Source organism: Paenibacillus sp. Marseille-Q4541 (assembly GCF_018310695.1).
Taxonomy (GTDB): domain Bacteria; phylum Bacillota; class Bacilli; order Paenibacillales; family Paenibacillaceae; genus Paenibacillus.
On the sequence record NZ_JAGXCY010000031.1, the window covers coordinates 13,479 to 38,789 of the forward strand.

Below are 25,311 nucleotides of genomic sequence, written 5' to 3' on the forward strand. Positions count from 1 at the left end.
TTAGATACCTTTCCCTTTCCGCTTGGAGTCATAATCCACCAAATACCCCTGACGTCCCGCGATCGCATTCATTCGTTTAATCTGCTGTATAGCTTCTTTCTGGCCACGACTGCGCTCTGGAGCAGCAAAAACAACGCTGCCTGCAGGGTCATCCTTGGATCTTCCTGCTCTTCCTGCCATCTGTACTAGGGAGGCAGCATCAAATAATCGATTGTTTGCATCAAGAATATACACATCACTTTTGGGTACCGTTACGCCGCGTTCAAGAATTGTGGTCGTGACAAGCAAACGAATGGTTCTTTCTCTAAACGCAACTACCTTTTCGGCACGCATGGGGTCTTCGGAAGAAGTCCCTTCGATTCGGATCCCAGGTAACATACGCCGTAGCAGCCTTAATAATCCATCGATCTGGGCAATCCGTGTAACAAACATAAATACTTGTGCTTCTCGGTTAATAGAATACGTGAGTCTTTCTAAGAGCTCAGCAGGTAATTTATTCTGCTTTAACAACTGAAGAACTGGAGGTACTCGGAGTAAGATTGGTACTGGCAAGGGATGTCTATGAAAACGAACCGGTACTCTCGCATGGGCAAGCTTGCCACGGGCTGCTTGCTTTTGCAGCTCTCGTGGCGGCGTAGCAGACAAATAAACAAAGCTGCCACCTGGTTTACAGCATGCTTCCGCTGCATAAGCGAGCATCGGATCGTTGTGGTATGGGAAAGCATCGAGTTCGTCGATGATGACAAGATCAAACACATGGCGGAAGCGAAGCAGCTGGTGAGTTGTGGCGAGGGTAAGCTGCCCTCGCTGCCAGCGATCAGCACTTCCGCCATAAAGGGTGGTGCGCGTCACCTCTGGAAACGCGCGGGCCACCCGGGGAGCGAGCTCAAGCACCACATCGCGCCGCGGTGTGGCCACGAGCACGCTCCCCCCGCTGCTGAGGATGGCATCCAGCAGCGGGAAGGTCATTTCGGTCTTGCCGGCGCCGGTCACGGCCCATAGCAAGAACCGGCCCTTGGCCGCAGCGGAGCTGGCATGGCGCTGCTCCGCCAAATACGCAAGCGCCGCGCCCGTGGCTGCGCTTTGCGCTGGGCTAAGCCCCCACCGGCGGTCCGCCTCGGTGGGGAGTGCCCCGGCCGTGCTCTTTACGGCCGGGGGCGCTGCTCCTCGCAGCAGCAGCGTACAAGCCCGGCTGCGCCCAAGCGCGAGGCACGCCTCGCAATAAGCGCACGCCGCACTGCCACAAGCCGCGCACCGGCTATGCTCAGTAGCGATACTGCCGCAGCGGCGGCAATGCAGTGGTACCCGGTGGCCCTGAAAGAGCCGCCACCCTAAACCACGCACTTTTTTATGTGGGCGCTCTGCGACAGCAGCTTCATAAGTCAGCCGTCCAGCCAAATAAGCTAGTTGCACTGCAGCTATATAATCGCTCTGCATAGCAGGAGCGTTCTCGGCAAACAGTGCTCCCACCTCCGGTAAAAGCAGCTGTCTACCTTCTAGCTGCTCGGCTGCCTCTACTGCATCCTCATAAAGCAAATGCAGTACCTCCCCTGCTTGCCTCGTCCCATCCAGCAAAACCATCCTAATGTCCAAACATCCCTCTAATAATACCTGACCATAATTTCCTGGTTCGTTCTTTACTGCCTCCTGCAGCAGATTCCCAATCCATTCTCGCCAATACTGAACCGAATTCTCTTCACTAAACGATGCTTTCCCCTTACTGAATCTTTCCTTCAACAAGCAGGCCCAAGCGAAAGGCATTGATCTAGATAACCAAATCATAAACCAAGAGCCCTTGCATTTCTCTTGCTGTACTTCCCACCACAACTGATCTACTTCTGGACAAATGGACATGTATAATTTCCATTCACCGGGCGTCATGTTATCCTCTCGTTTCACTAAATAAACAGCAACTTTCAAGCCCCTTATCCCCCCAACTACGAAATCTCCTTAGCAACGTATAACGCAAAAAAGCACATCCCTCGGTTAACTACCGAAGTATGTGCTTCATACTTAAAATAAATGAAAAATATTCCATATAAGTTCTATATATACAATATTAATGACAATACCGCAACTTTTTCAAAGCTCAATCGTTCTATAATATATCTACAATTTGCTTACGAATGGAATCCCTTGAAGTGCACCTTCTTGACGAAGATCAAAGTATTTAATATCTTCATGCTCCAGCACACCACTTACACTAACACCAGACAAGGATTCCTCGCCAGTAACGATGTTAAGTTCAATCCCTGAAACACCACACAGCCGATGTAACAAAGGCAAGGTTTCATCGCTTGATCCATGATCCATTACAGTAACATGGTGGGTTTTTCCTCGTAAAGATGCGTCTAGAGACAGTGCTCGGATAATCCACTCTAGCTTAAATCCATGGTTACATGTGACTAAAATATAACGAGTTTGCTCCGATTGCTTCTGATCCGATTGCAGCCTTCGATAAACAAAACGTACGGTTGCAGCAGATAGACCATAAACAAGCGCAATCCATAACAAATGTTCGATCATGGCGACTGCACCTCCCTTTACGACAATATATGCCGCTAACTGGGACGGTGACACAATGAACAGTTACAAACGTTATATTTTTTCAGCTGCTTATCCCATATCTAAAAGCCTTTGGTGAGCACCGATTGCTTTTCACATGAACATTTACAATGAACCTGATGATAGCAATTATGCATCGTACTTACGCCATATGTATGCCTATGGGGCGGCAAAAAGGCTTCTAACGATCACTTGTACGTTCTTGCTTCAGCATTTCCCCCGAAAAGTTGCACCCACATTTGCCTTCTCATGCCAAAGTTTGTCCGAAATTATAGAGTGACCCAACCATATTTAATGGAATTAATAACGGCTTGTGTCCGGTCATCCACTTCCATCTTCTGCAGAATACTGCTGACATGGTTCTTAACCGTCTTCTCACTGATGAACAAAAATTCACCAATCATTTTGTTGCTCTTACCTTCAGCCATTAGACGAAGCACTTCTGCTTCCCGACGTGTCAGCGGATTGTTATCTCCCGCAACAAACTTCACGCCTGCTTCTTTCACGCCGCCTTCATTCATTGCACCTGTTTCATTCAAGTAAGTCATACGACGAAGCTGCATAATCAGCTTGCCCGTCACTTTTGGATGAATAAATGCATACCCTTCGTGAACGGAACGGATCGCATTGATCAGAGACTCAGCCTCCATGTCCTTCAGCAAATATCCATTCGCTCCTTTACGAAGCGTTTCAAACACATAGCTTTCATCATCATGAATAGATAAAATAATAACTTTCACATCCGGGAACAGCTCTCTCAGCTTTTCCGTTGCTTCCACACCATTTTCAACAGGCATGTTAATATCCATAAGGACGATATCAGGTTTGATCTGATTGCAGAACTCAAGAACCTGAATTCCGTCACCGCATTCGCCTATGACTTCAATATCGTCCTCCATGTTTAGAATTCGCTTCAGTCCTTCACGAAATAGCTGATGGTCGTCAGCAAGTAATACTTTAATATCAGCCTTAATCATGTTCTGGTTTTCCATCCTATTACTCCTTTCCCTTCTCCACGTTTGTCGGGATATGAATCACGATCTTAGTGCCTTGATTTTCACCTGATTCAATTTCCATTCGGCCTTCGAGCAGTTCTACCCTTTCCCGCATACCTATTAACCCAAAATGAGAGTGATCCTTACTTTTCTCTTCCAACTTCTCCGGCTTAAATCCAAGACCGTTATCCTGTACGACGATCTTAACAAGCTGAGCCTGGAACGTAATTTCTACGACCACATAGGTTGGATACGCATGCTTGGCTGCATTCGACAAACCTTCCTGCACTAAACGATAAATCGCTGCCTCCATCGCAGAAGACAAACGGTGTTCTTTCCCTCTAGTTTCAAACAGCGCGCGAATTTTCGTTTTTTCTTCAAAATCCTGCACGTATTTACGAAGTGTGGGAATTAAGCCCAGGTCATCCAGGGCCATTGGGCGCAAATTGAAAATAACTTTTCGCATTTCCCCAAGGCTAGAACGAACTTGTTTTTTCAAATCTACTATTTCGGCCTGCACCATCTTAAAATCCTGCTTAGCTAGCATTCTTTCTACAATTTCCGTCCTAAGCACTAGGTTGGCAAGCATTTGTGCGGGGCCATCATGAATTTCACGAGCGATTCTTTTCCGCTCTTCCTCCTGGGCCAATATGATCTTGAGACCAATCATTTGTCGATTCTTGGCGGACTCAATAATCCGTGTAACCTGACCCAGTTCACCAGACAGATATTCCATCACAACATTCATCTGAGAACCAATTGTCTCGGCTCTTTCTACAGATGCCTCGATACTGCGCGCACGTTTCTGCAAATCATCACGGCGAGCTTTGAGGTACATTTCTTTTTCTCTGTAAATCATCAAATCCAGCTGCAGCTGCGTAGCCCTTTCATAGGCTTGCTTGATATCATGTTCAGAAAAACGGACAAAATCACGGCTGACTTCGGTCAGCCGGATCCGGGAACGACGGAAATTGAGTTCCAGTTGATCTACCTTCTCAATTGTTTCCGCCGTCTCTTTCAGGATAGATTGAACTTCCTGATTGAGCGCCTTCAGCTCAGTACGAGATGAGTCCATGATTTCAAAAATTTGATATTTACTGCTTTCCATGACCTGCATGGCGTTTTTTATGACGCGATCGAGAGCATCCGCTTGAAAGTCCACAAATTTTCGACTCCATTCCTAACGTTTCCAGGATATATCATACCATATCACGAGTCGATGGTGACGGTCTTCGTTTTCTGTTCCCATTTTACAGTCAGTCCAAGTTGTTCAGAAACGAGCCTTAGAGGGACTAAAGTCCTACCACCGGAAATATACGGTGCGACACTCGCATTTTGACGTTGTCCATTTAATATAAATTCTTTCTGACCAACAGTCAGGTCGATTAATTTTCCACCTCGGAGTATTGTCACTCGCTGATTTTTACTATCCCAGGTTGCCTTTCCTCCAAACACATCAAGCACATGCTTGATTGGAACATAGGTAGCGTTATTTTTCAGCACTGGCGCTGCATCAATCGTTCTCTTTTGACCGTTAAACACCATCGATTTTTGTCCAATAACAAGTTTTGCGACTCCAGTAGGTAATCCAGCTTCACTTGATAAAGAAGGCATCGTAAAAGCTATATTATCAAAAGCAACCGTTCCTGTCATGGCACGCTCGTCCTGTCCTTCATCAAGATTTACTACATATACCCGTTTTAATTTGGCCGGATATGAGATATCTGAACTACTTAAGTCCACATTCAGCTTCTTCCAACCAGTCCAATTAATATTTCTGGCTAAATCAAGATAAACGGTTTTGCCTTTGGCATCCGTGAGTTCTGCACGCATCCAGTTCAAGCTCTGATCTCCCAGCACATCTACAGAAAGTGCCGTAGCAGGCGCATCGATTATTTTACCTGATGTTCCATTCAACTGGGCATAAGCATACATTTTACCACTTCCACCAGTCATATCATAGCTAAGCTCGAGTACTTTGGATCCTGCCTTTTCCCCGGTTCCATTCACAATTCCTGCCGTTCCGGTTACGCCCGCAGCGTTCGTCGTAAACTGAACTCCATAATTCACTTTTTCGAAATCCTCCCACATACTTTCGCCTGCTGCGGAGAGGACTACTACCGTACTGAACCCATCATAACGACCAATAGCATAACCGACTGTTGTCCCTGTATTAATAGAAGAGATCGTTAACTTGTCACCTTTCACATTACCTTTAAAACCAACAAATTCCCACTTGAGTGCATCAGCACTTAGAGAAACGCTTTGTCCATCTTTAGTAGTCGCGGTAACAGGAATATCTACACTCGTACCTGCTTGTAAAGAACCTGCTCCTGAGCCGGCTTTGAGTGCAGTCAGATTGTTACCCCCTACCACGGTAACTTGCATCTTGCTACTCGCTGATCCACTTACCGCAGTCAGTGTAGCCGTTCCGCCGCCTACTGCTTTAATTTTCCCGCCACTTGTGCTAATTACATTGCCATTGCTTGATTTCCAGGTAACGGATGACGATCCTACATCATAAGGGTTGAAGTACGTGTCGTACCCTTTCAGGCTGTACGTTGCCTCCTGACCGACAAGAAGAGAATTGGGCCCGCTAATCGTAAGACCTTTCAATTGCCCGGCAGGAGCAAGGGAATATACACCAAGCCCATTAACAATGGCACGCTGTTCTGTCCCGTATTCCGTTGAAAAAGCAAGACCCGTTGCAGATGTTCCAAGCGGTCTCGTAATCATGGTGGTAGAACCCCCACCGTCCAGATTCATCCCTTTCCATACCCCGATACTGGTCATGAAGGATTGCATTTCTTTCAGTGACATACCGCTACTTACACTATTATCTTGTACACCAATCAGATAGGCATACCGATTATCTTTTGAATAACCAACCGCTGTACGCGCTCGGTAACCTCCAATGCTAGATGTATCTCGGGAAAACGAAGTCGCCTGCCCGCTGCTCACCAGTATCGTATGTCCACCAATCATCATTTGCAGCGTATCTGGATTTACTGTCTGGCCTGAAGTCTTGGCTTTCAGCTTGTAATCTGCATTTACCGCTTGGCCAACAGAGAGGTTTGCAACAATCCATTCAGCTGCCGTACCGTGGGCACGCAAAATATAACCATCTTCTGGAATGGATGAACTGAGCGCTTTTTTATAAGATATCTCTTTGACCACATCATTTTGCACGAGCACTTCTGTTGGCGTTGTTGAAGGATCGTTAGGTCGTTTCGGTGAGGTCCATGCCGAAGTGTAAATGTACATGGAATTCGCATGGCTGTATTTTACACTTCCCGATTCCAAATAATAGTCTTCTTTGTTCATACCCCGGAGGGCAAACGTCGATCCATTCGAAGCCTGTACAGAACCTTCAAAGCTATATTCATCAATCATTGGCTTTCCGTCTTTACTGATAGTCATGGCATACATTCCCGACAGTTCTGAAGGTGTCGACATGAGTACTCCGCTCGCAATCTGACCGCCAATCGGTGCAAGCTCACCACTTACATTAAAATAATCACCATTCACACCAGCAACCGCACCTGTTTCTTTCACCATGGCACCGGTGCTTTGCTTACTGTTGAATTTGCCGCCCTTACCTGTCATAACATCCAACTTCACATAAGGGTTATTCAAATCTATCTCTATGACATTGGCTAGTATGTTCGTTTTGGTACCCGAACGTGTTGTGGTAAATTGATATTCTATCATTTTGGCTCCGGACGTAATCATCTCTTCAGAGAGCTTTGTTGTGCTCGCCGCAGCCTCCGCTATACTCGCTGTTGGAAGAACTATATTCCATGCTCCACTTGATCCAAGAACCGGAGTGACCCAGAGAACGCCTGCTATCGTAAAAATAAACCACTTCTTTCTGCTATCCTTCCATTGTTTCCCTGTTTGCTTCCTGTTTGCTCCCATAGAAAAAGCGACTCTCCCATCTTTTTATACAGTCTCTAATGAATTCAGCCCCGAAACTCTTAAAAGAGTTCGGAGCTGAAGACATAAATATCCTCTAATTAATAGACTGCTAAAACTGGAAAAAGTTACGCTCTTTTTAAAGTTTCCTTATTTCGTATCATAGATTGCTAGCATCCTAGTCAGCATAACGGCAGCCTGTGCTTTTGTCGCGTTGCCAGCTGGCTTAAATGTGTTAATCGTTATCCCTTGAATGAGGTTTTGCTGCACTGCCTCGGCTACCAATTCTGGTGCTTGAATGTAGGTTCGATCCTTGAATTTACTAAGAATGCTTTGTGGAGTCCCGTTCAAGGAAACCTGATGTCCACCATAATGCAAGGCACGAACCATCATAATAGACATTTGCTCGCGAGTGATTAACTGGTTTGGTTTGAAAGATCCATCCGCATGTCCAGTAATAATGCCTGCTTTCGCTGCTGCACCAATGTAAGCTCCAGCCGTACTATATGGAACATCACTGAATTTTGCTGCTGTATCCCAGCTTCCCTCAAGTCCCAAACCTCTAGCAATCATACCTGCAAATTCCGATCTTGTAATATTCGTATTTGGCTCATAATATGATCCTGATTCGGTGTCAATGATCCATTTTACCGCCAATCTTTCAATGGCATCTTTGGCCCAGTGACCATAGAGTCCCATGTACTGCACCGGATGCTCGGCAACTACGATGGATTGACTCCCGGTCAATTTAGCAATAAATACGTAGCCACTTGATGTCTTCTGTACCTGATGAGGTACGTGACTCAGTCGCTGCACCGTACCATCTAGCCGAATAAGACTGAGCGTACTTGTGGTTGCATTTCCAGCCAGGCTTACACGCAGGTTAAGCTGTCCTTTTACCTTCTGCTCCGCCTTTTGGGACAAGTGATTGACTGCATAAGCAGTAGCATCTATAATAGCTGTTTTTTTCGTTGCTTTTCCACCAGCAAGCAAAGTATCGATGCTAACAGAAGAGGTAGATGGAACAGACTCTAGTTGTAGAAATAATACAGTGCGGGCTGCATCACTATTTACACTTGTCGCCATAGCAGACATATCAATATCAGCGAGCGGCAAGGTGTAAAGTGCATCCCCATATCTCACTCCAATAACTGCTTGTTTATTCTTGCTGTAGACCTCTGTAAGTGCCTGCAGCGAAAAACCAGCTAGAGCAGCTTGTTCTGTCTCCGGAATATCGATCACAATTGTATTCGATCGTCCTGCAGCAGAACTCGCATACGTGAATGCCTGTTGCAAAGTCTGACTACTGATTGTATAAGAACCGACAGTACGACTGTATTTGGACAAAGCGGTGGTTCGAGTAGCTGCGCTGCTACTTAAAGCATAACCACTTTGACCAAACAAAGAGGCATCCAGCGCAGTAAGTCCGCTCGGCATTCCTGATGTACCACCACTTCCGCCAGTGCTACTACCACTTGTTTTATTTTGCAAGGTGAAAGGACCAAATCCGGCTACACTTTCTCCTTTAGCTGTACGTAAAGGTGTCGCGCCAGGAAGATAAGAAAGCGTCACAATCTGATCAGGCAAAACTGCTGAAGCTAGCGTTAAGGATAAAGTCTGATTCTGAACGCTCGCTGAAGCCACCTGTACGCTTTGTCCGCCAGCAGTCACCGCAAACTGAGATGTAGTTAACGAGGTTTGACTTTTCATCGCTTCTGACATGGTTACGTTCATGTTCTGCCCTTGTACAATGCCTTGCCTTACGCTACCGCTGCCGTAGATGGTTACAGGCACGAGATTCAGATAACCCGCTGGGTTCCCGTTCAGGTCCGTAAGTCTACGTACACCAGGCACGTAAGATATGGAAACCTCCTGATTAAGTTGAAGGGTGTTAGCCAGAGTCAGTTCCACTTCATCCTCATTAACTTCGACAGCATTCACATATAGCGGGCTTCCCCCCACAAGAACAGAATACTGGCTCTTCAAAGGTAAATTGTCGCTACGTAGAGCCTCATTGTACTTCAAGTACATTTTATTGCCCATTGCCGTCGCTTCCACAAATTCAGGTGCTTTGGAATCATAGCTATTTCGCACAAAAAAATCAGTGAACCCGGCGAGTGCCTGATCTCTATAATCTTTCAAAGGGTAGGACCCTGGCGTATAAGTGACTCTGATTACTTCTCCATCTGCCACTGATCTGTTCAAGATGAGAGTAACTACATTACCGTTACTCAAGGAAATACTATTCACCCCAATGCCACTGCCATTCGCTGTTACATAGAATTGATCGACCGCAGACGATGAGCTCACTTTTACACTTTCGGTAAAATAGAGATATAATGTGTTTCCATATACAGACCCTTCCCGTGGTTTGGAAAGAACGGAGTTCAGACCATTCGCAATTTCTAGGCTGGAAAAAGAGGATACTGCATTTCCTGCATCATCTTGAACAGGACGAACCCCTGGCGTATAGCTCAGTCTTACAACTTGTCCTACGGCTACTCCCGTATCTAGCATGACATACACACTGTCACCAGATATGCTCACATCGCTGATATTCCGCACCTCTCCGTTAACCGTCACTGAGTAGCTAGATACAAGCGGTCTGATACTCGAATTCAGTACCTCGTCATAAGTAAGTTTAATTAGCGTATTGGTATACATTTTCGATGATTGTAGTACAGGTGACTTTGTATCTTTCGTATAGGTTTTGAAGCTCCAAGATGAACTTCCGCTTAGACCGGCAAATGTATTCCCAGCCGCATCATAATAAGTTCCTCCGGGTACATCGACCTGATACGTGACCCCATTTTCAAGATTACTGAGGGGGGTAATCAGTAGTTGACGCTTATCCGATCCATTAATGACAGTAGAAACATTCACTGTTCCTCCGCCGGCCTTCCGAAGTGTCACGTTCCCTGTCCCTGTACGACTCGTGTCTAAAGGTTTGTTAAACGTAAGCACTAACGGCCGATCTACAGCCGCGCTCATACTGCCATCGCTTGGTGATAAAGAGGCAACGGTAAGTGCCGTTGTATCCGTTGATACCGTAAAGCCCCACTCCCCCTTATTTATTGCAGCACTCTTGTTTTGCTGAGCATCCCAAAAAGCACCGGAAGGGATCAACACATCATAGGAAGTGTTATTTTCAAAGTTGTTCGTTGGTTTGATCCGAATCGAGTTGCTCCCTCCACCACTAACTTTGGAAGAGGTGACAGGTATGGTGTCTACCACTTGACCCGTATTTCGATTTACAATCTGAATGTCGCCAGCCGCAGGATACATTTCTTTAGCAAAAGTTAGCGACAGTGTAGATGTAGGCAACACTTTGGATGCACCTTGCGCAGGAACTTTTTCCGTTACCGCTACATCTCCCATTCCTTTGGTCCAAAAGCGCCATGTGCTAGCATCTTGTATTCCTGCGAAAGCTTCTCCGCGTTCATTCCAAAATACGCCTTGGTCCATTAAAAGATAGTACCCTCCACTAGGGAGCTCTTCAGCAAAGTTAGAAAATGTAATGTATGTACCGTACTCCTCTGGCCCAACCTCGCGACCTGAAGGCACATCGTAAATCTTTATGTCGGTTGCTACATGAAACGATTTGATCTCCGAGTTATCTGACATCCGTTGAAGGCGGATATAACCTGCGCCTCTTTTTACAGGTTGGCTCATTTTGATTGCTAATTCAGGTGTCTTAGCGACTTCAAGTTTCCCATTCGGAGGTGTTAGTTCCTCATTCCCTTGCAGCGTAAAAGTATTTACAGTAGGAGATGTATCGGTTTTTGCACCGTTACTTGTTACTGTAGTTGGTGATATTGCAGCAGTCGCTGTCACTGCTTTCGTTCCATTTGAATCTGTTGCTGCGTCCGCTATGCTATACCCTGATCCTAGAAAGACTTGTGCAAGCATGACAGCTGCGAGAGCAGCAGATAGTCTTTTCTTCATTAGATTCAACTCACTCCTTCCATTTAATTTCCATGAATAAACTCACCTTTATTTTTCATCGGTACATTAGGAATGAGATGTTAGTTTTAGCTAATAGGATCATAAGAACAATTCATTGAATGGAGCATGGATATTCTGTATCGTCTTGGAAAAAATAATGTCATGTACTCCGGGAACAACCGTTTCATCCGTTATTAACAAAACAAAAAACCTCCGATGAGTACCATCGAAGGTTGGATATAAGAAATTTCATTGAATGAAACTTTATTATATTAGATACCTGCCTGGGTTTGCAAAGCTTCAACTTTGTCGACACGTTCCCAAGGAACATCCAGATCTGTACGGCCAAAGTGACCATATGCAGCAGTTTGTTTGTAAATCGGACGACGCAAGTCCAGCATACGAATAATTCCCGCTGGGCGCAGATCGAAGTTGTTACGAACTAGCTCGACTAGCTTTTCTTCGCTAACTTTACCAGTGCCGTATGTATCGACATTGATCGATACTGGGTTTGCTACACCAATTGCGTAAGCAAGCTGAATTTCTACTTTGTCTGCAAGTCCTGCAGCTACGAGGTTTTTAGCCACATAACGTGCTGCATAAGCTGCGGAACGGTCCACTTTTGTAGGATCCTTACCAGAGAAAGCACCGCCGCCATGACGAGCATAACCACCATACGTATCAACGATGATTTTACGGCCAGTAAGACCTGCATCCCCTTGAGGGCCACCAATTACGAAACGGCCTGTCGGGTTAATGAAGTACTTCGTTTCATCGTCAAGCAGATTAGCTGGAACAACCGGAAGAATTACTTTTTCTTTGATGTCCGCTTGAATTTGCTCAAGTGTGATTTCTTCCGCATGCTGCGTGGATACAACAATGGTATCTACACGAACAGGTTTATCTCCATCATACTCGATGGTAACTTGTGTTTTACCATCTGGACGAAGATATTCAAGCGTACCGTCTTTACGTACTTCAGACAAACGACGAGCAATACGGTGAGACAAAGCAATAGGAAGCGGCATAAGTTCAGGAGTCTCGTTCGTTGCAAAACCAAACATAAGTCCTTGATCGCCTGCACCAATGTTTTCAGTCTCTTTATCCATTTGTTCTGGATCACGGTTTTCAAGCGCTGCATTTACGCCTTGAGCGATATCTTTCGATTGCTCATTCAAGGATGTAAGTACTGCAGACGTTTGAAAGTCGAAACCATATTTTGCACGAGTATAACCGATTTCTTTTACGGTATTACGTACAATCGACGGAATATCGATATAATCAGCAGAGGAGCTGATTTCTCCGATGACGAGTACGAGTCCAGTAGCTACAGATACTTCACACGCAACACGCGCATTTGGATCAGCAGCAAGAAACGCATCAAGAACGGCGTCGGAAATTTGGTCACAGATTTTATCTGGATGTCCTTCAGTTACGGACTCAGAAGTGAATAAGTGGCGCCCTTTAACAGACATAGTAGTTTCAACCTCCCACGTATATGGATTGTATGGTGTAAGCCATAACTTTTATCCAATACAAAAAATGAACCTTTCCCGATACGGAAAAGGTTGCAATACATCCTCATACGACATATTAACGTATTTGTCAAACGGTGTCAATCAATGATGAAATAGGATCATTTCCACAATTTTTTTATAAATTTTTGAACTTTTTTCGTTATTTTATTAACTTTGCTCATGGTTTCATCCACCTCACAGTTTTAGTCCGGCTGCGGATGATTCTGCAGAACGAACCAATCGTTTTGTCATCTCTCCACCGATGGAACCATTCTCACGGGAAGTCACATGACCCCATCCAGAGTATGCTCCTTGTCCACTTATTGAACCCAGCTCATCTCCAAATTCGGCGTCCATTGACCCTACTCCCGCGGATCCTCCTATGTGGATTCCAAACTCTGCTGCAATCTCATATTTCATCTGGTCCAGCATCTGACGACTCTCGGGAACAAGCTTACGATTATTTCTAGCCATAATCTGAAACACCTCCAAGCGTTATGATCTTGCAGGTATAGTGTTTGCATTTGAGTTCATTATAGACTGGTGAATGATTGTTACTTCTGGAAAATGAAGCGAATTGAAATTTTCTAAGCAGCTCTAAACGAAATTTATGCTTACGTTAAATACGATATATATGGAAGAGGAAAAACGCAGCGCTCAAGATAGGGCGAACGAAACTTTGTGATAAAACAAAAAAATGTTTCGCTTCATATATAATATGAAGCGAAACATCACATACTAATCGAAATTATGATGATTCCTTTTTATAAAATCTATACCATTATTATTGGATCTTATAAGTTCCACGGACCATAACCGTAAGATTGTACTTATTACCTTCCTGTACTTCTATGCCTCTTCCTTCACGTGGGAAGGATAGTAAATGGTTATTCGTTATGGATTTTCCATTACCAAGGTCTGCACCTTCGGTCAAATCAGCGACACCATTGGCGTCTTCAGAATAGATTACAGCTTTACCACTACGTACAATAAATTCCGTACCTGCACCTGCAATCAGGCGTTGTCCTGGTTTCACCACAACGATCTTAAGCTCATCACCTGCGCTTGATTCAGGTGTAGAAGGTTCAGCTGGCTCAGTTGGTTTTGTGTTCCCTCCTCCGCCTTGTACTGCATTTTTAATTGCTTGATCTACATAACTCTTGGTAACGACAGGATCGTCTGCTGTTCCCGGTTGGGACGTAACAGAAGCACCGTCAGCCGAGATATTCATTACGGAACCAATCCAAATGCCACCGCCTACTGCGATAGTCGCCATTCCTAATTTCCAAATGCGTTTCATGATGTTCCTCCTCTAAAACTTTCATCCCATCTTTCTATGCTTCTAATGATAGAGTGTATCTAGCTTAGAGACAAGAAAAACTTGCCAAATAGAATAGAGTACTTTTCTAAATATAGCTCAATTTTCACTCTTGATGGTTTCTTTAATCATTAAATATTCTCTCATCTCCGTGTATAACTATTTCTACCTGTCTTTCGGTAATTCCAGAGGAATACGGTTTGGATTATAGTACATGGACTCCCCAGCTATTTTAAACTTCTCTCCTTGGAACAGATCATAGATGGAAATTTGGTAGGTTCCTATTCTTCGATCTTCAAAAATTCGATCATCTATAGCCCAAGAGAGTAACTGATTCGTTCCTAACTTAAGGTCTGTAGCTGGGACTAATTCTTTTGCGAAAATACGACCTGTGGAGTCCGTAATTTCCACTACAAGTTTGTGTTCACTTTCAGGCATATCATACGTCTCGTCCTGAGTGAAAGTATAGTACCATTCAACTGCTACATTGCCACCACCAGATAAATAAGCGTCGAATGTGTGCGTTTTTATCTGATAAGGATATAACTCAATTTGATCTATCTTTGTGAGCGGTGTGAGCTGCTCTGGAGCAATTTCTAATGAAGCGGCATTGACGTACCCAGTAGGTTCTCCCTTAATTGGTGTGAGTTTATCTTCCGTAACCCCTTCACCTACAATCAATCTCATATCAGAGACCGTTACGCGTTTCGGAATTTTTGCCCACATGGTCACGATACTTTTATCTTCCGGTCCAGCTGGATATTCAATCTGTTTTACGTTTGTTTTAAAATAAAGACCGCTCGAAGACTTATAATATCCACTTAATTGAGACAGTTCTGTCTGGCGACTTTCTAGGTTAGTTATTTCAAGCTCGGTATAAACGAGATCTGTGCTTGTACCTGGATAGACTAAGGTTTTCCGAGTTTTCACCTCTGCCTTTTTGCCTAGCGTAGTCAGGGTAAACGCCTTACTTTTCTCAATCTGTGGAACTTCAGGAATTGCCCCTATATTCGTTAGCTTCAGCCATTCAAAAGACTCTTCACCTACCTTCTCTTCTAGCGATACTTGTAACTGAGCGATGTCTAGAGAAGTAGGTACTTTTGTAACGAGATACACATCGATGGACTGACCTGGACCCAGCAAGGAAGCAGCTTGGCTCTTGATAAGCTTGGTACTTGTTATATCTTTTGCTGAATCCACAGTAAAAGCACCCTGTAGTTCAGGGAGACGTAACGTTTTCACAGATGTATTCTTAATGGTCAATTTAGCAGACAAAAGGTCTCCATCAGTCCATGGCAACCGTTGAATGGAAGTCCAAGTCACTCCATAGGTACCATTTTCATTCTTCACTGTTGTTTCAGACCCTAGTGTGTTCTGTAATGAGGTTGGGGTCGGAAGAATATATATGCCTGCTGGATAACTAAAAGAAATCTCCTTTTTCTCTGGATCTTTAGGGACATTCATTGTGAGTTTGAGCGCACCCTTGGCAACAGCATAAGAGACTGAGATATCCAGTTTAATCGTCTTTTCTTCATCTGGCTTCAGCGTTACGTTCTCTAATGCTTTTGTCGTTATTGGATAGGATTTGCCTGTCCCACTTTGCAATACGAATTCATACTTCGGCACGGTTATCGTTTGTTTATCTGTATTTTTGAGCTTAAGCCTAATGGATAAATCATTCTTGTCGTAACTCTGGTTTACTGTTGCTCCTTCTAGCGTCGTTTGCAGTTTCTGACCTTCTACAAGCACTTCTCTTGGCTTAAAAGGGGCAGTAGTCGTAATCTTCGTGGTACTAGCACTCGGGAGTTGCAATGTCGCTAGAGGCAGTACCGTCTTTGCTTCGCCTTCCTCCTCTACTAATACTAGCTCCGCTCCTGTCAGCTTTACGGATTTAGGAATGGTTGCAAGGAGCTTCATTGTTTTGTTTTCCTGTGGCTGAATGTTAAAAGGCGCCGCCTCTGTACTGACCGTCTCCGGTATTAGAGGATAATTACTTCCTCCTGCTGTTCGTAACACCCATTTGGCCGTTGGATTCTCTAGCATTTTATAACCGATATTGTGTAGACTCACCGTTACTTCTGCATAGTTGTAATCGTTCACGGGATGAACCTCTAGCTTGGAAACTTTCACTTTGACAGGGGTATCACCTAAACGAATTGATTTAGACTTATTTACAGGTGTCGAAAGTGTATAGGATGCGGGAACATTGAAATGACCCAGATTACTCTCGTAATTTGGCTTACTAAAATCCCACTTCACGATATGAAATAAAAGATCGCTAACCTTTACGTTTTTCCCTACCTTTACTATATAAGTCACGGCTAAAGAGGAGCCTGCAGCTACGCTCTTTTTCTCCTTGTCCCTTGTAATAAGGTTGGGAGAATACAGTGTACCTCCCTTTGTTTTCACTTTTGTCCAATAGTCAATCAGCATCAAATTTTTGCTGTCATTGTTCTGATAAGTAAGGGTATACGAGATTGTTTTGCCATCTTCTTGTGTAAGTACATTGAGGTCTGTAAGTTTTACTACGCTTTTTGAGGTTAGCTTCACTGATTTTAGGTTATTAAGTGTATGTAGATTTTTGTCACTTTTTGTCGTTGTCGATTTAGAGCTTGTTGTGGAAGATGTACTCGAAGTGCTGTTCTTAGATGTGCTGCTTCCCGTAGATGCTGTCTTTATAAGGGAATTTGTAGAATTAGTCAAAGAACTCCCACTTAATGACTGTGGACGAGCTCCAGAGCCGTAATATAGCAGAGTGGATGGGTGGATGTTGTTTGTACTTTTTGTATATTCATCTGTGGTGTTGACCATACTTGAAGTGTCGTCATTAGTATCGATCCTCGTAACCTGATGAGTCGCGACAGACGTTGATGCAGTACTGGATGAAATGTATGTAGCTTGTCCTTGTTCATTTGCTTCAGCACCTACTAGAGTACCTTGTCCAATAACAATTGCTGCTGCAGCGATCCATAGTAACACTTTTTGGTTGTGCTTTCGATCCACGTGAGTAACCTCCATTTATTACCTTATTTTGAAGTTACTATATAGACGCATGGAGTGGGGTAAAAGTTTCTTTGAATATAAAAAAGAAGAGGTGGAAACCCACCTCTTCTTAGTTTAAGTCAGGTATTACTTAGCTGTTACAGATGTGTAGAAATCTTCAGCAGCATTATCAGATTTATCAGTTAAGAAGAGACCCGTTGAATTGTTAAGAAGTTCAACTTCAACCGATTGTCCAGCAGTAAGTGCTTTTGCAAGTGTTAAAGTTAATACATTATTAGCCCCAGCTTCTGCTTTCGTTACTTTAACTTCTGAACCTTCAACAGATACTTTAAACGCAGATGGAGTAAAGTTAACATTAAGGGCTTCAGTGAAAGTCAATGTAACAGTAGAACCTGCTGCTACATTTGAAGTTTCAATCAATTCTGGTGCAATACCATCATTAGCAACATAACTGAACTTAGTAAGCTTACGACCTAGAGCATCAGTGGATGTTGGTTTTTCAATTGTTTGTAAAGTAACATTAGAAACGTTGTGAGGAATTACGTCTTCTCCGTCCAGATCAAATTCAAGAACAGTGTTTCCATCGTCTGTGCTTTGTTTCATATCGAAAGAGCTGGATGTAAAGGTTTTTCCACCAACAACGATTTCAAAATCAGATGCATTTACATAAGTAAGGTTGCCATCCAATTTAACTTTTACAGTATCGCGATCTGTAGCATATACAGATGAAGCAACAGCTGTGATAGTAGAAGATTGTTCATTGCTAAGTTTAATTGGAGCACCACTTACATAGTTTCCAGTAGTATCAGCAACGTTAACTACACGAAGAGCGTTAGCTTTATCGAAGCCAGCTACTTTGTCTTTCGCAACTGTCAACACAACTGTGTTTGTGTTGTAAAGGGAAATGTTAGTAGATCCAGCTGGGAATGGAGTGTAAGTAGATCCAGTTACATAATCATATTTGTTTACATCAAGTGCAGAGCCAGTGCCAGTTGTTGCTACTGGTCTGTTGAATTGAACATAAACATTATATTCTCCGTTAGCTGTATCTTCTTTGTACCAAGCATCAGAAACTTTCAAAGCACCGACAACTGTAGTAGAGAATCCTACAGATTGAGGAATAATTGCATTACCGATTGTTGCTTGGTCACGAACTCCAGATACTTCAAGAGTATAGTTTCCAGCAGGAAGAGCTCCACCAACTGTAGTAAGAACTACTTTGTTTTGAAGTTCTTTTCCGCTGCTGTTTTTAGCGAATACTGGTGTAGTAGAAGGGTTACCTTTTGTAGTGAAACCTTTACCAGTGAATACTGTACCATCGGATTTTTTCAATACATAGTTAGCTTTTACTTTGATGTCATCTGGATTAATGTTCTCAGAGAAATCTACAGTAATCTCAGTTTTGTCAGATTCGGATTCAGCTGTTACACCAAGAACTGTAGGGCGAACAGTATCCAACTCAGGATTTACCTTAGCGTTACGATCAGCAGAATTGTTGCTGTAATCTGTTACACCGTTCAAGTAAACCGTGTTTTCTCCCAAGCTCAATTTGTTAGCATCAGTGAAAGTCAACGTTACAACATTATCACTAATACTTACAGTAGCCGGTTTGTTAGTAGATGTGTGATAAGCATTTTTCACGGATTTAATTGGCTCGTTGAAAGTTACAGTTACTTTCTTCAAATCAGAAGTAGTAATAGAAGTAACTTCTGGAGCAGCAGTATCTTCTACAATTGTAAATTCAGTAGCTGCAGAATTACTATTAAATCCAGCATAATCTTTCACGTTAGAAACAGTCAAAGAATGTTTGCCAACTGGAAGATCAGTTGTAATGAATGCTACGTTAGGGTAAGTGAATTTAACGTTACCGCTAATTACGTTACCATTAACTTTGTAGTTAGCTAGGTTACCAGCAGTAGCTGCTGTTACAGGCTCGGAGAACTCTACTCTCAAAGCTTTTGTACCCAAACCAGTAACTGCTGTTACTTGTGGCAATTCAGTATCAACTGCTGTGAATTTAACAGTCTCGCTGAAAGTTTTGGAACCGTCAGCATTTTTAACTCCGCTGATTGTAAGATTAGTTTCTCTTTGTTGTGGCAGATTGATTCCATCTGCTTTTACCAGAAGAGTTACTGATTTTTTATCAGAAGACAATGTTGCAGATTCGAAGCTGACGTTAGAAACTTTGTAGTTATCTACGTTAGTTGCTGTAGTTGCATCAACATCACCATCAAATTTCACTTGAATTTGTTTGTAGTTAGAAGCTGTAGCTGCTTCAATTTTAGTAGCTGCAGTTACTACATAAGTAACTTTTTCAGTGAATTCTTTGTCTTTGTAAGTAAATTTAACTTCAGTTTCTTTGTTAGCTACAAGAGCTTTGTCCAAAGTTACTTTTACTGTTTCGTCGTCGCTCATTTTAAATTCTACAACTTTTCCACCTTCGGATACAGTGTAGGATTTAACTTGAAGACTGATCTCTTGGTCAACTTCGTAAGCAGCGCCTACAAGAAGAGCACGAGTTGCGTTGGATTGGAAGTTAGCTTTAGCATCTACCAAACCAGCGTTGATTGCTGCTTGAACATAACCTTTAGCCCATTGTGTTGCAGTGTTGTTAGTTTCTGTAGGGATTTCAAGATCAAGCGCACGTACAAGTACAGTAGCCATTTCTTGAACTGTTACAGGACCGGAAAGGTCAAAGATTTTCTTAGTTGTGTTTTTACCTTCCATGATACCCGCAGCAGATACAGCTTCTACGAAAGGAGCTGCCCAGTGTTTAGGACCATAGTTTTTGTCTTTGAAAGAGTAAACGCCAGTGATCTCTTTAAGACCCAGTGTTTTAGTGATTACTTTCGCGAACTCAGCGCGAGTCATTTGTCTGTCAAGGTGTGCTTGACCGTCTGGGAATCCAGAGAAAATACCTTTATCTTTCAAATAACTGTATTGCTCATTTACATCAGTAAGTCCTGCTTGACCGAATGCTACAGATGCAAACATGGAGAATGCCATTGCTGTAGACAAAGCCACGGATAAAATTTTCTTCATAACCTTTTTTTCTCCTCCTCGAGAAATCATCACATGATTAGTATTTTTATAATTGCTGTTGCTAGTAAATGGGTTGCCCGTGTTACTCATTTCGTTACACCCCCTTCCCAGAGTTAGAGCAATAAATCCATATAAAATGATGTCTGTGAAATTTCACAGAAACTAGTAAATTAAGCCATGACCAGAAAAAAAAGAGTAGTTTCCTAATCTTACCTTTTGTATTATACAATGTGGACCTAGAGACGTAAAGAAAATTTTTCTAATAAATAGACAATTTTCTCCATAAATCTCATATTTTCTTCCTCATTGTTTTCGGCTCTACATCTTAAACGCAGTAGTTTCAAAAAAGTTGCGACTTTCACAAAAAAATTTTCCTTTATTTTAAAAATGATGGAAACATTCCTTCATTCTTGAATCTACTCTGCATATAAGTTCCTGTTATCGCGTGTAAATCCTAAATAATATGTAACCACAATTTTCTTTTTTATATCATACACAACACTTAAATTTGGAAAATATTTTAAACTTGTTTTATATATTCCATACACAAGCATAAATTCCCCATAAAAAAAGACGCCCTTAAAGGGGCGTCTTCCTCATTCCATACTACTTAATCTTCATTGCAAGTTCGATAATTCGAGCACGCATCTGAGGATCGGTTTTTAGGTTGGCATACATTTGTTCGATAGGTTGCTTATTGTCTTTGTATGTTTTTTCATGCTTAATCGTAACATGAGACCAATCAATAAGTTCGTTCTCAGAAGCAACCAAATTATTATATGCATCATGGAATCCTGTCTTCATAACAAGTTCTTCCATAACTTCTTGCGTAATTTCTTGAGTTTTTTTCGTTTTCTCGATTTCCAGTTCCAAAATAGCAGCTTGTTTTTCGAATTGTGTTTTTGTTTTCATGTAACCAAGTTGTGCTTTCGAATAGATCGGTTTCATTAGATACCTTCACCCTTTAGAAAAATGTGTATTTTACGTTATTGTATCTCAAAAACTATCAAATTACAAAATCTAGTGAAACTCGTACTTTCCAAAAAGAAGAAACTGCTCCCTTAAAGGAGCAGTTTAAAGTTGTTATGCGATACTAACTGAGATTATTTGGAAATAACTTTGTGCTTTTCTTGAACAGTTCCACCGCAATTTTGGCTGCTTCTGCACGCGTCAGAAGGCCAGTCGCATTAAAGTTATACTGTGGCTTTGTTTGCCCAGGTAGCGTAATTGCGTTCCCTGTCATGATCTTCGCCTTATTTACAGCAAGTACTGCCGGTCTTGCATAGATATTGATGCTACCAGAATCCACATACAGCTTAGCGAGGTTATCCACTAGCTTGTTATCGTTAGCGACCAGCTTCAGTTTCATAGCACGAGCAATCATCACTGCAGCCTGTTCTCTTGTCAGCGGCTGACTTGCAGCAAATACACCCTCCGTCAGTCCCGTAACAATCCCTGCTCTTGCAGCTGTCTCAATATGAGCATAATCCCATGTTGTACTCTGAGCACCTGGCACGAGATCTACAAAAGTTTGCTTGTTGTCATAATTCAGAGGAATATTAAGTCCTTTAACAAGGAGAGTAGCAAACTCACCCCGTGATGTTTGGTCATCTGTACCAAATTGATCAAATCGTACGTTATTCATAAGTCCTTTAGCATACATCGCATTCAGTACATTACGGCCCCAGTTATGATTCGTAATATCTGTATAACTACGGCTGAGTTTCATGACTACATAGTATCCAAATTCATCAAAAGGTACCGTAATGGTGTGCTTCTTGGTATCTACTACGCCTCCAATGTTGACCCATTCTCGGTTAGATGTATATTTGAATACCGTAATTGTTGAACCTACTTCATCTACAACACTGTTGTTAAAAGTAAGTGTTAATTCTCCCCTTTGGGAAGGCGTAATCTTTCTTTCTGCTGGAATTGCTGGATTACCATACAATCCTTCAATGGAATAAGGTGCAAGACCATTGGTCGGAGGAAGATAATCAGCCGATCCCTGATTTCCTTTTTCACCAAGTCCACCACTGATCCAATACACATTGGAAACGGTAGAGAAATTCTGTTTAGAAGAAGACGAGCTAAATCTCAAGAAATATTCATCTGGAATACTCCAGGAAGGAATGCCTGTCTCTTCTGATGGCAATCCGTTATTAGGGAATCCAATAATATTCCCATAATCATTTCTGCGTTCAACCACACCATCCTTAGGATCAGCGATTCCAAAGAGCAGCTGTGTGGTCGGATAATACTTATTGATGCCTTTTGAATCGGTTGACTGCATTATAGTGCCTTTAGGAAACTCAAGTTCAAGTCCCTTGTTAAATACACTGTATTTATTAGCTACTTTCGGAGCCATATACTGTGTATCCACAGCTACAGTGCCTGTATAAAACACTGAAATCATATCTGATGTTGTTGTGCTTCCACGTACAATATCAATTTTAATCGTATTGGCTTTATCCTGTTTTAAACCTACATAATCCAAAAGGAAGCGGTCATTTCCAAGATCTGTTCTTTTGGTAGCAGGTACTTTGTCGATCAGAACTTGAGTTGCACCTTCTGCCTCGATATCAAAACGAACAAAGTTTTTGTTAACTACATAAGCTCCATCCACAGTTGGCTGCGGTGCAAGCAGACGATATGGTTTTACTTCGCGTACAAGTTCAAGTTGCTGACTTGTTTTGGCACCTGTGCTATTAATAAGCTCAAGATTATATACATAAGTTCCTGCTGCTGTTGCTGGCAAATCTTGAACTCGAATAACAAAATCGGTCTCACTTCCAAAATACTCATAAGCATACTTTGCATTATTGTAAGTGAATTCACCTGTAAACTTCGTAATACTGTTCGAGGTGTCCAGAGACAGCAAGTTCTGGGATCCCAAATTTAGATTCACTTTCGAAGCCCCATTACCCCGAATGACAATATCATGAGTTTGAAGACTTGTTGTGTATCTTCCATTGTTATAAATAAAGTCAGGTGTTAAGTTGAAAATTTTGGTCCACTGCGCATCATCCGTATATTCGATTGGGAATGTTACACGATTCTTTCCTACTGCCGGTTGAAATTTATCTACATTAGATACATTCTCATCCAATATGTAGATGCGGATTTCCTTACGGACTTCTCTGACTTGGTTATTGCTATCTGCTACTGTTCCTGTAAAGATAATACGGTTCTCTCCATAAACTAAAGGTCCCTGTTCTGCGGATACCTTTAGACCAACGCTGAATTTACCCGTTTGCTTATCAAGCCAGTTTGCTGAAAGACCATCTGGTTTTAAGCCGTTAACAAACATTTCTCCATTAAACGCAACACTTTTTAAATCAAAACCGATATATTGTCCTTCTACTTGCAATGTTGACGTTTGGTTTGAATTGATCGTTACCGTCTGTCCATCTGAAAGATTCGCGATATAAATATACGTTTTTGAAATAAACGAGATCACGGCATCTTTATACTGGGAAGAACCACTATATTGGAAACGAACCGTCTGATTCCCATTCTGGAATCCGGATACTTTATAGATATATTCGGTTTCCGATATTTCCTTCACATAACTGATTGTTATCGCACTACCTACCGGTAGATACTTTGCAGTTAAGCTGGATGGGTTAGCTAAGACAGAATTGGTTTTCACTGAAATATAAAAATCGCCTGAATCTACTTTTGCACCATTCAAACTTTCTTTAGAGTAACTTCCTGTGGAAGTATTATATTCTTTCAAATGGTACAGCTGATTAATTACGACTTGATCTTTTGCATAAATAAAGTTGGCTGCTTTACTTACTGTTGTTGAACCATAAGTAAAACGAAGATTATGATCTTGTTCACTGGTGGCAGTACCATTCTGCGTATTAAAAGCAAAATTCTTAACCGCAAAGGTTACCAGTCTATAGGCAGAACTTGTTCCATCCATACCTTGAATAACAACATCACTGCCCGGTTTGGTAGTAAGCTTACCAGATGCATCAACGGACAATGATTCAAAATATTCAAGGTTGCCGCTAACATCTACTCCATCTAATTCAATCGTTTTGTTTGCCGCATTCCCCTGATCTGGTACAAGGGCTTGTACATAGAGATACGCTGCATTTTCGTTGCCCGTCCAGGTCGGTTTCCCGGAAAGCATATCATTTGCATTCCCACTAGCATCTGCTAAATACATGCTTACAATAGGATTACTTGAATCATAATAGTAAAGAGAATGCTTTACTGTAATTTTATCCGACCCATTTTCAATAACTAGTGTAAGTGAATTGATTCCTGGTTTTAATTGTAATTGCGGTGAAAAGAACGTCCCATCCGAAAGAAGAGTCGTTGCGAGCGCTGATCCTCCATTTAGGGAAATCGTTGCTTTTGTCGCGTTTTGAATCTTACCTTCTAAAGTAATCTCTTGTTTAGGAATAACAACTTGCGTTCCTTCATTAAGAGTTACCGGTTGAGACAGCCCTAGTACTTTTAAACTCTCTACATAGGGAACTTGATCAAAAAGAACATAAAAACTTTCGGAACGAGTCATGCTACCTTGAGTACCCGATAAAGTAATTTCGTTCATACCAGGATATAAGGTCAGCGTTGAAGTAAAGCGATTATCCGGACTCTCCAGGTCCAGCTGAATTGTCCCTGGTGTTGTTTTGGAAGTTTCACGATTCCATTTTTTGTTTTGTGGATCCCATGTTAGTTGCTGAACTTTCGCATTCAATGTGGATCCTGTAACTTTGGTATACGTACCCGTAACCGAAAGTTTGGTATCCGTTACCTGATATACATTTTCTCTAGTGATTAGGTTCGTTGTACCCTCAAGCTTCAGTTGAACCGTGTTTTTTAGTGTAGTAATATCCGGTGCAAAATAACTGGTTGATACAAAATCAGCAGCTTGTGCTGTTTTTACCAAACCAGGTGGAAACATTGTAACAATTAACGTGACTAACAGCAGCCAAACCATCGGCTTTTTGATGCGCTGCATACGATCTCTCCTTTGTAAGCGTGAATTATC

General features: G+C 42.4%; 13 protein-coding genes. All 13 read right to left on the minus strand.

The window, feature by feature from the left end:
• Positions 1–1,782, minus strand: coding sequence for an ATP-dependent helicase ComFA (locus KFT32_RS21875; protein ID WP_481856364.1), 1,782 nt, complete (start codon positions 1,780–1,782; stop codon positions 1–3).
• Positions 1,783–2,109: 327 nt separating this feature from the next.
• Entirely contained in the window at positions 2,110–2,526 is a 417-nt protein-coding gene (locus KFT32_RS21880) for a hypothetical protein (protein ID WP_211749598.1), read from the minus strand.
• Positions 2,527–2,834: 308 nt separating this feature from the next.
• The gene (locus KFT32_RS21885) at positions 2,835–3,557 is read right to left on the minus strand and encodes a response regulator transcription factor (protein ID WP_211749599.1); all 723 of its coding nucleotides are present in this window, start codon (positions 3,555–3,557) and stop codon (positions 2,835–2,837) included.
• Between the two features lie 4 nt (positions 3,558–3,561).
• A complete protein-coding gene (locus tag KFT32_RS21890; RefSeq protein ID WP_211749600.1) occupies positions 3,562–4,722 on the minus strand; it encodes a sensor histidine kinase in 1,161 nt (386 codons plus the stop codon).
• Between the two features lie 47 nt (positions 4,723–4,769).
• Positions 4,770–7,478 (minus strand): stalk domain-containing protein, encoded by a 2,709-nt coding sequence (locus KFT32_RS21895; RefSeq protein WP_211749601.1) that lies wholly within the window; start codon positions 7,476–7,478, stop codon positions 4,770–4,772.
• 147 nt (positions 7,479–7,625) lie between these two features.
• Positions 7,626–11,420 (minus strand): SwmB domain-containing protein, encoded by a 3,795-nt coding sequence (locus KFT32_RS21900; RefSeq protein WP_211749602.1) that lies wholly within the window; start codon positions 11,418–11,420, stop codon positions 7,626–7,628.
• A 272-nt stretch (positions 11,421–11,692) separates the two neighbouring features.
• The gene (metK, locus tag KFT32_RS21905; RefSeq protein ID WP_211749603.1) at positions 11,693–12,895 is read right to left on the minus strand and encodes a methionine adenosyltransferase; all 1,203 of its coding nucleotides are present in this window, start codon (positions 12,893–12,895) and stop codon (positions 11,693–11,695) included.
• A gap of 237 nt (positions 12,896–13,132) precedes the next feature.
• On the minus strand, positions 13,133–13,411 hold the full coding sequence (locus KFT32_RS21910) for an alpha/beta-type small acid-soluble spore protein (RefSeq protein WP_211749604.1): 279 nt from the start codon (positions 13,409–13,411) through the stop codon (positions 13,133–13,135).
• A gap of 310 nt (positions 13,412–13,721) precedes the next feature.
• Entirely contained in the window at positions 13,722–14,237 is a 516-nt protein-coding gene (locus tag KFT32_RS21915; protein WP_211749605.1) for a hypothetical protein, read from the minus strand.
• A 183-nt stretch (positions 14,238–14,420) separates the two neighbouring features.
• Complete coding sequence (locus KFT32_RS21920; RefSeq protein ID WP_211749606.1) at positions 14,421–17,258, minus strand: DUF4352 domain-containing protein; 2,838 nt, start codon at positions 17,256–17,258, stop codon at positions 14,421–14,423.
• Between the two features lie 126 nt (positions 17,259–17,384).
• A complete protein-coding gene (locus tag KFT32_RS21925; RefSeq protein ID WP_211749607.1) occupies positions 17,385–20,390 on the minus strand; it encodes an Ig-like domain-containing domain in 3,006 nt (1,001 codons plus the stop codon).
• Between the two features lie 516 nt (positions 20,391–20,906).
• Positions 20,907–21,248: a hypothetical protein gene (locus KFT32_RS21930; protein ID WP_211749608.1), complete on the minus strand. Its 342-nt coding sequence runs from the start codon at positions 21,246–21,248 to the stop codon at positions 20,907–20,909.
• Positions 21,249–21,393: 145 nt separating this feature from the next.
• Complete coding sequence (locus tag KFT32_RS21935; RefSeq protein ID WP_211749609.1) at positions 21,394–25,281, minus strand: S-layer homology domain-containing protein; 3,888 nt, start codon at positions 25,279–25,281, stop codon at positions 21,394–21,396.
• Between the last annotated feature and the right edge of the window lie 30 nt (positions 25,282–25,311).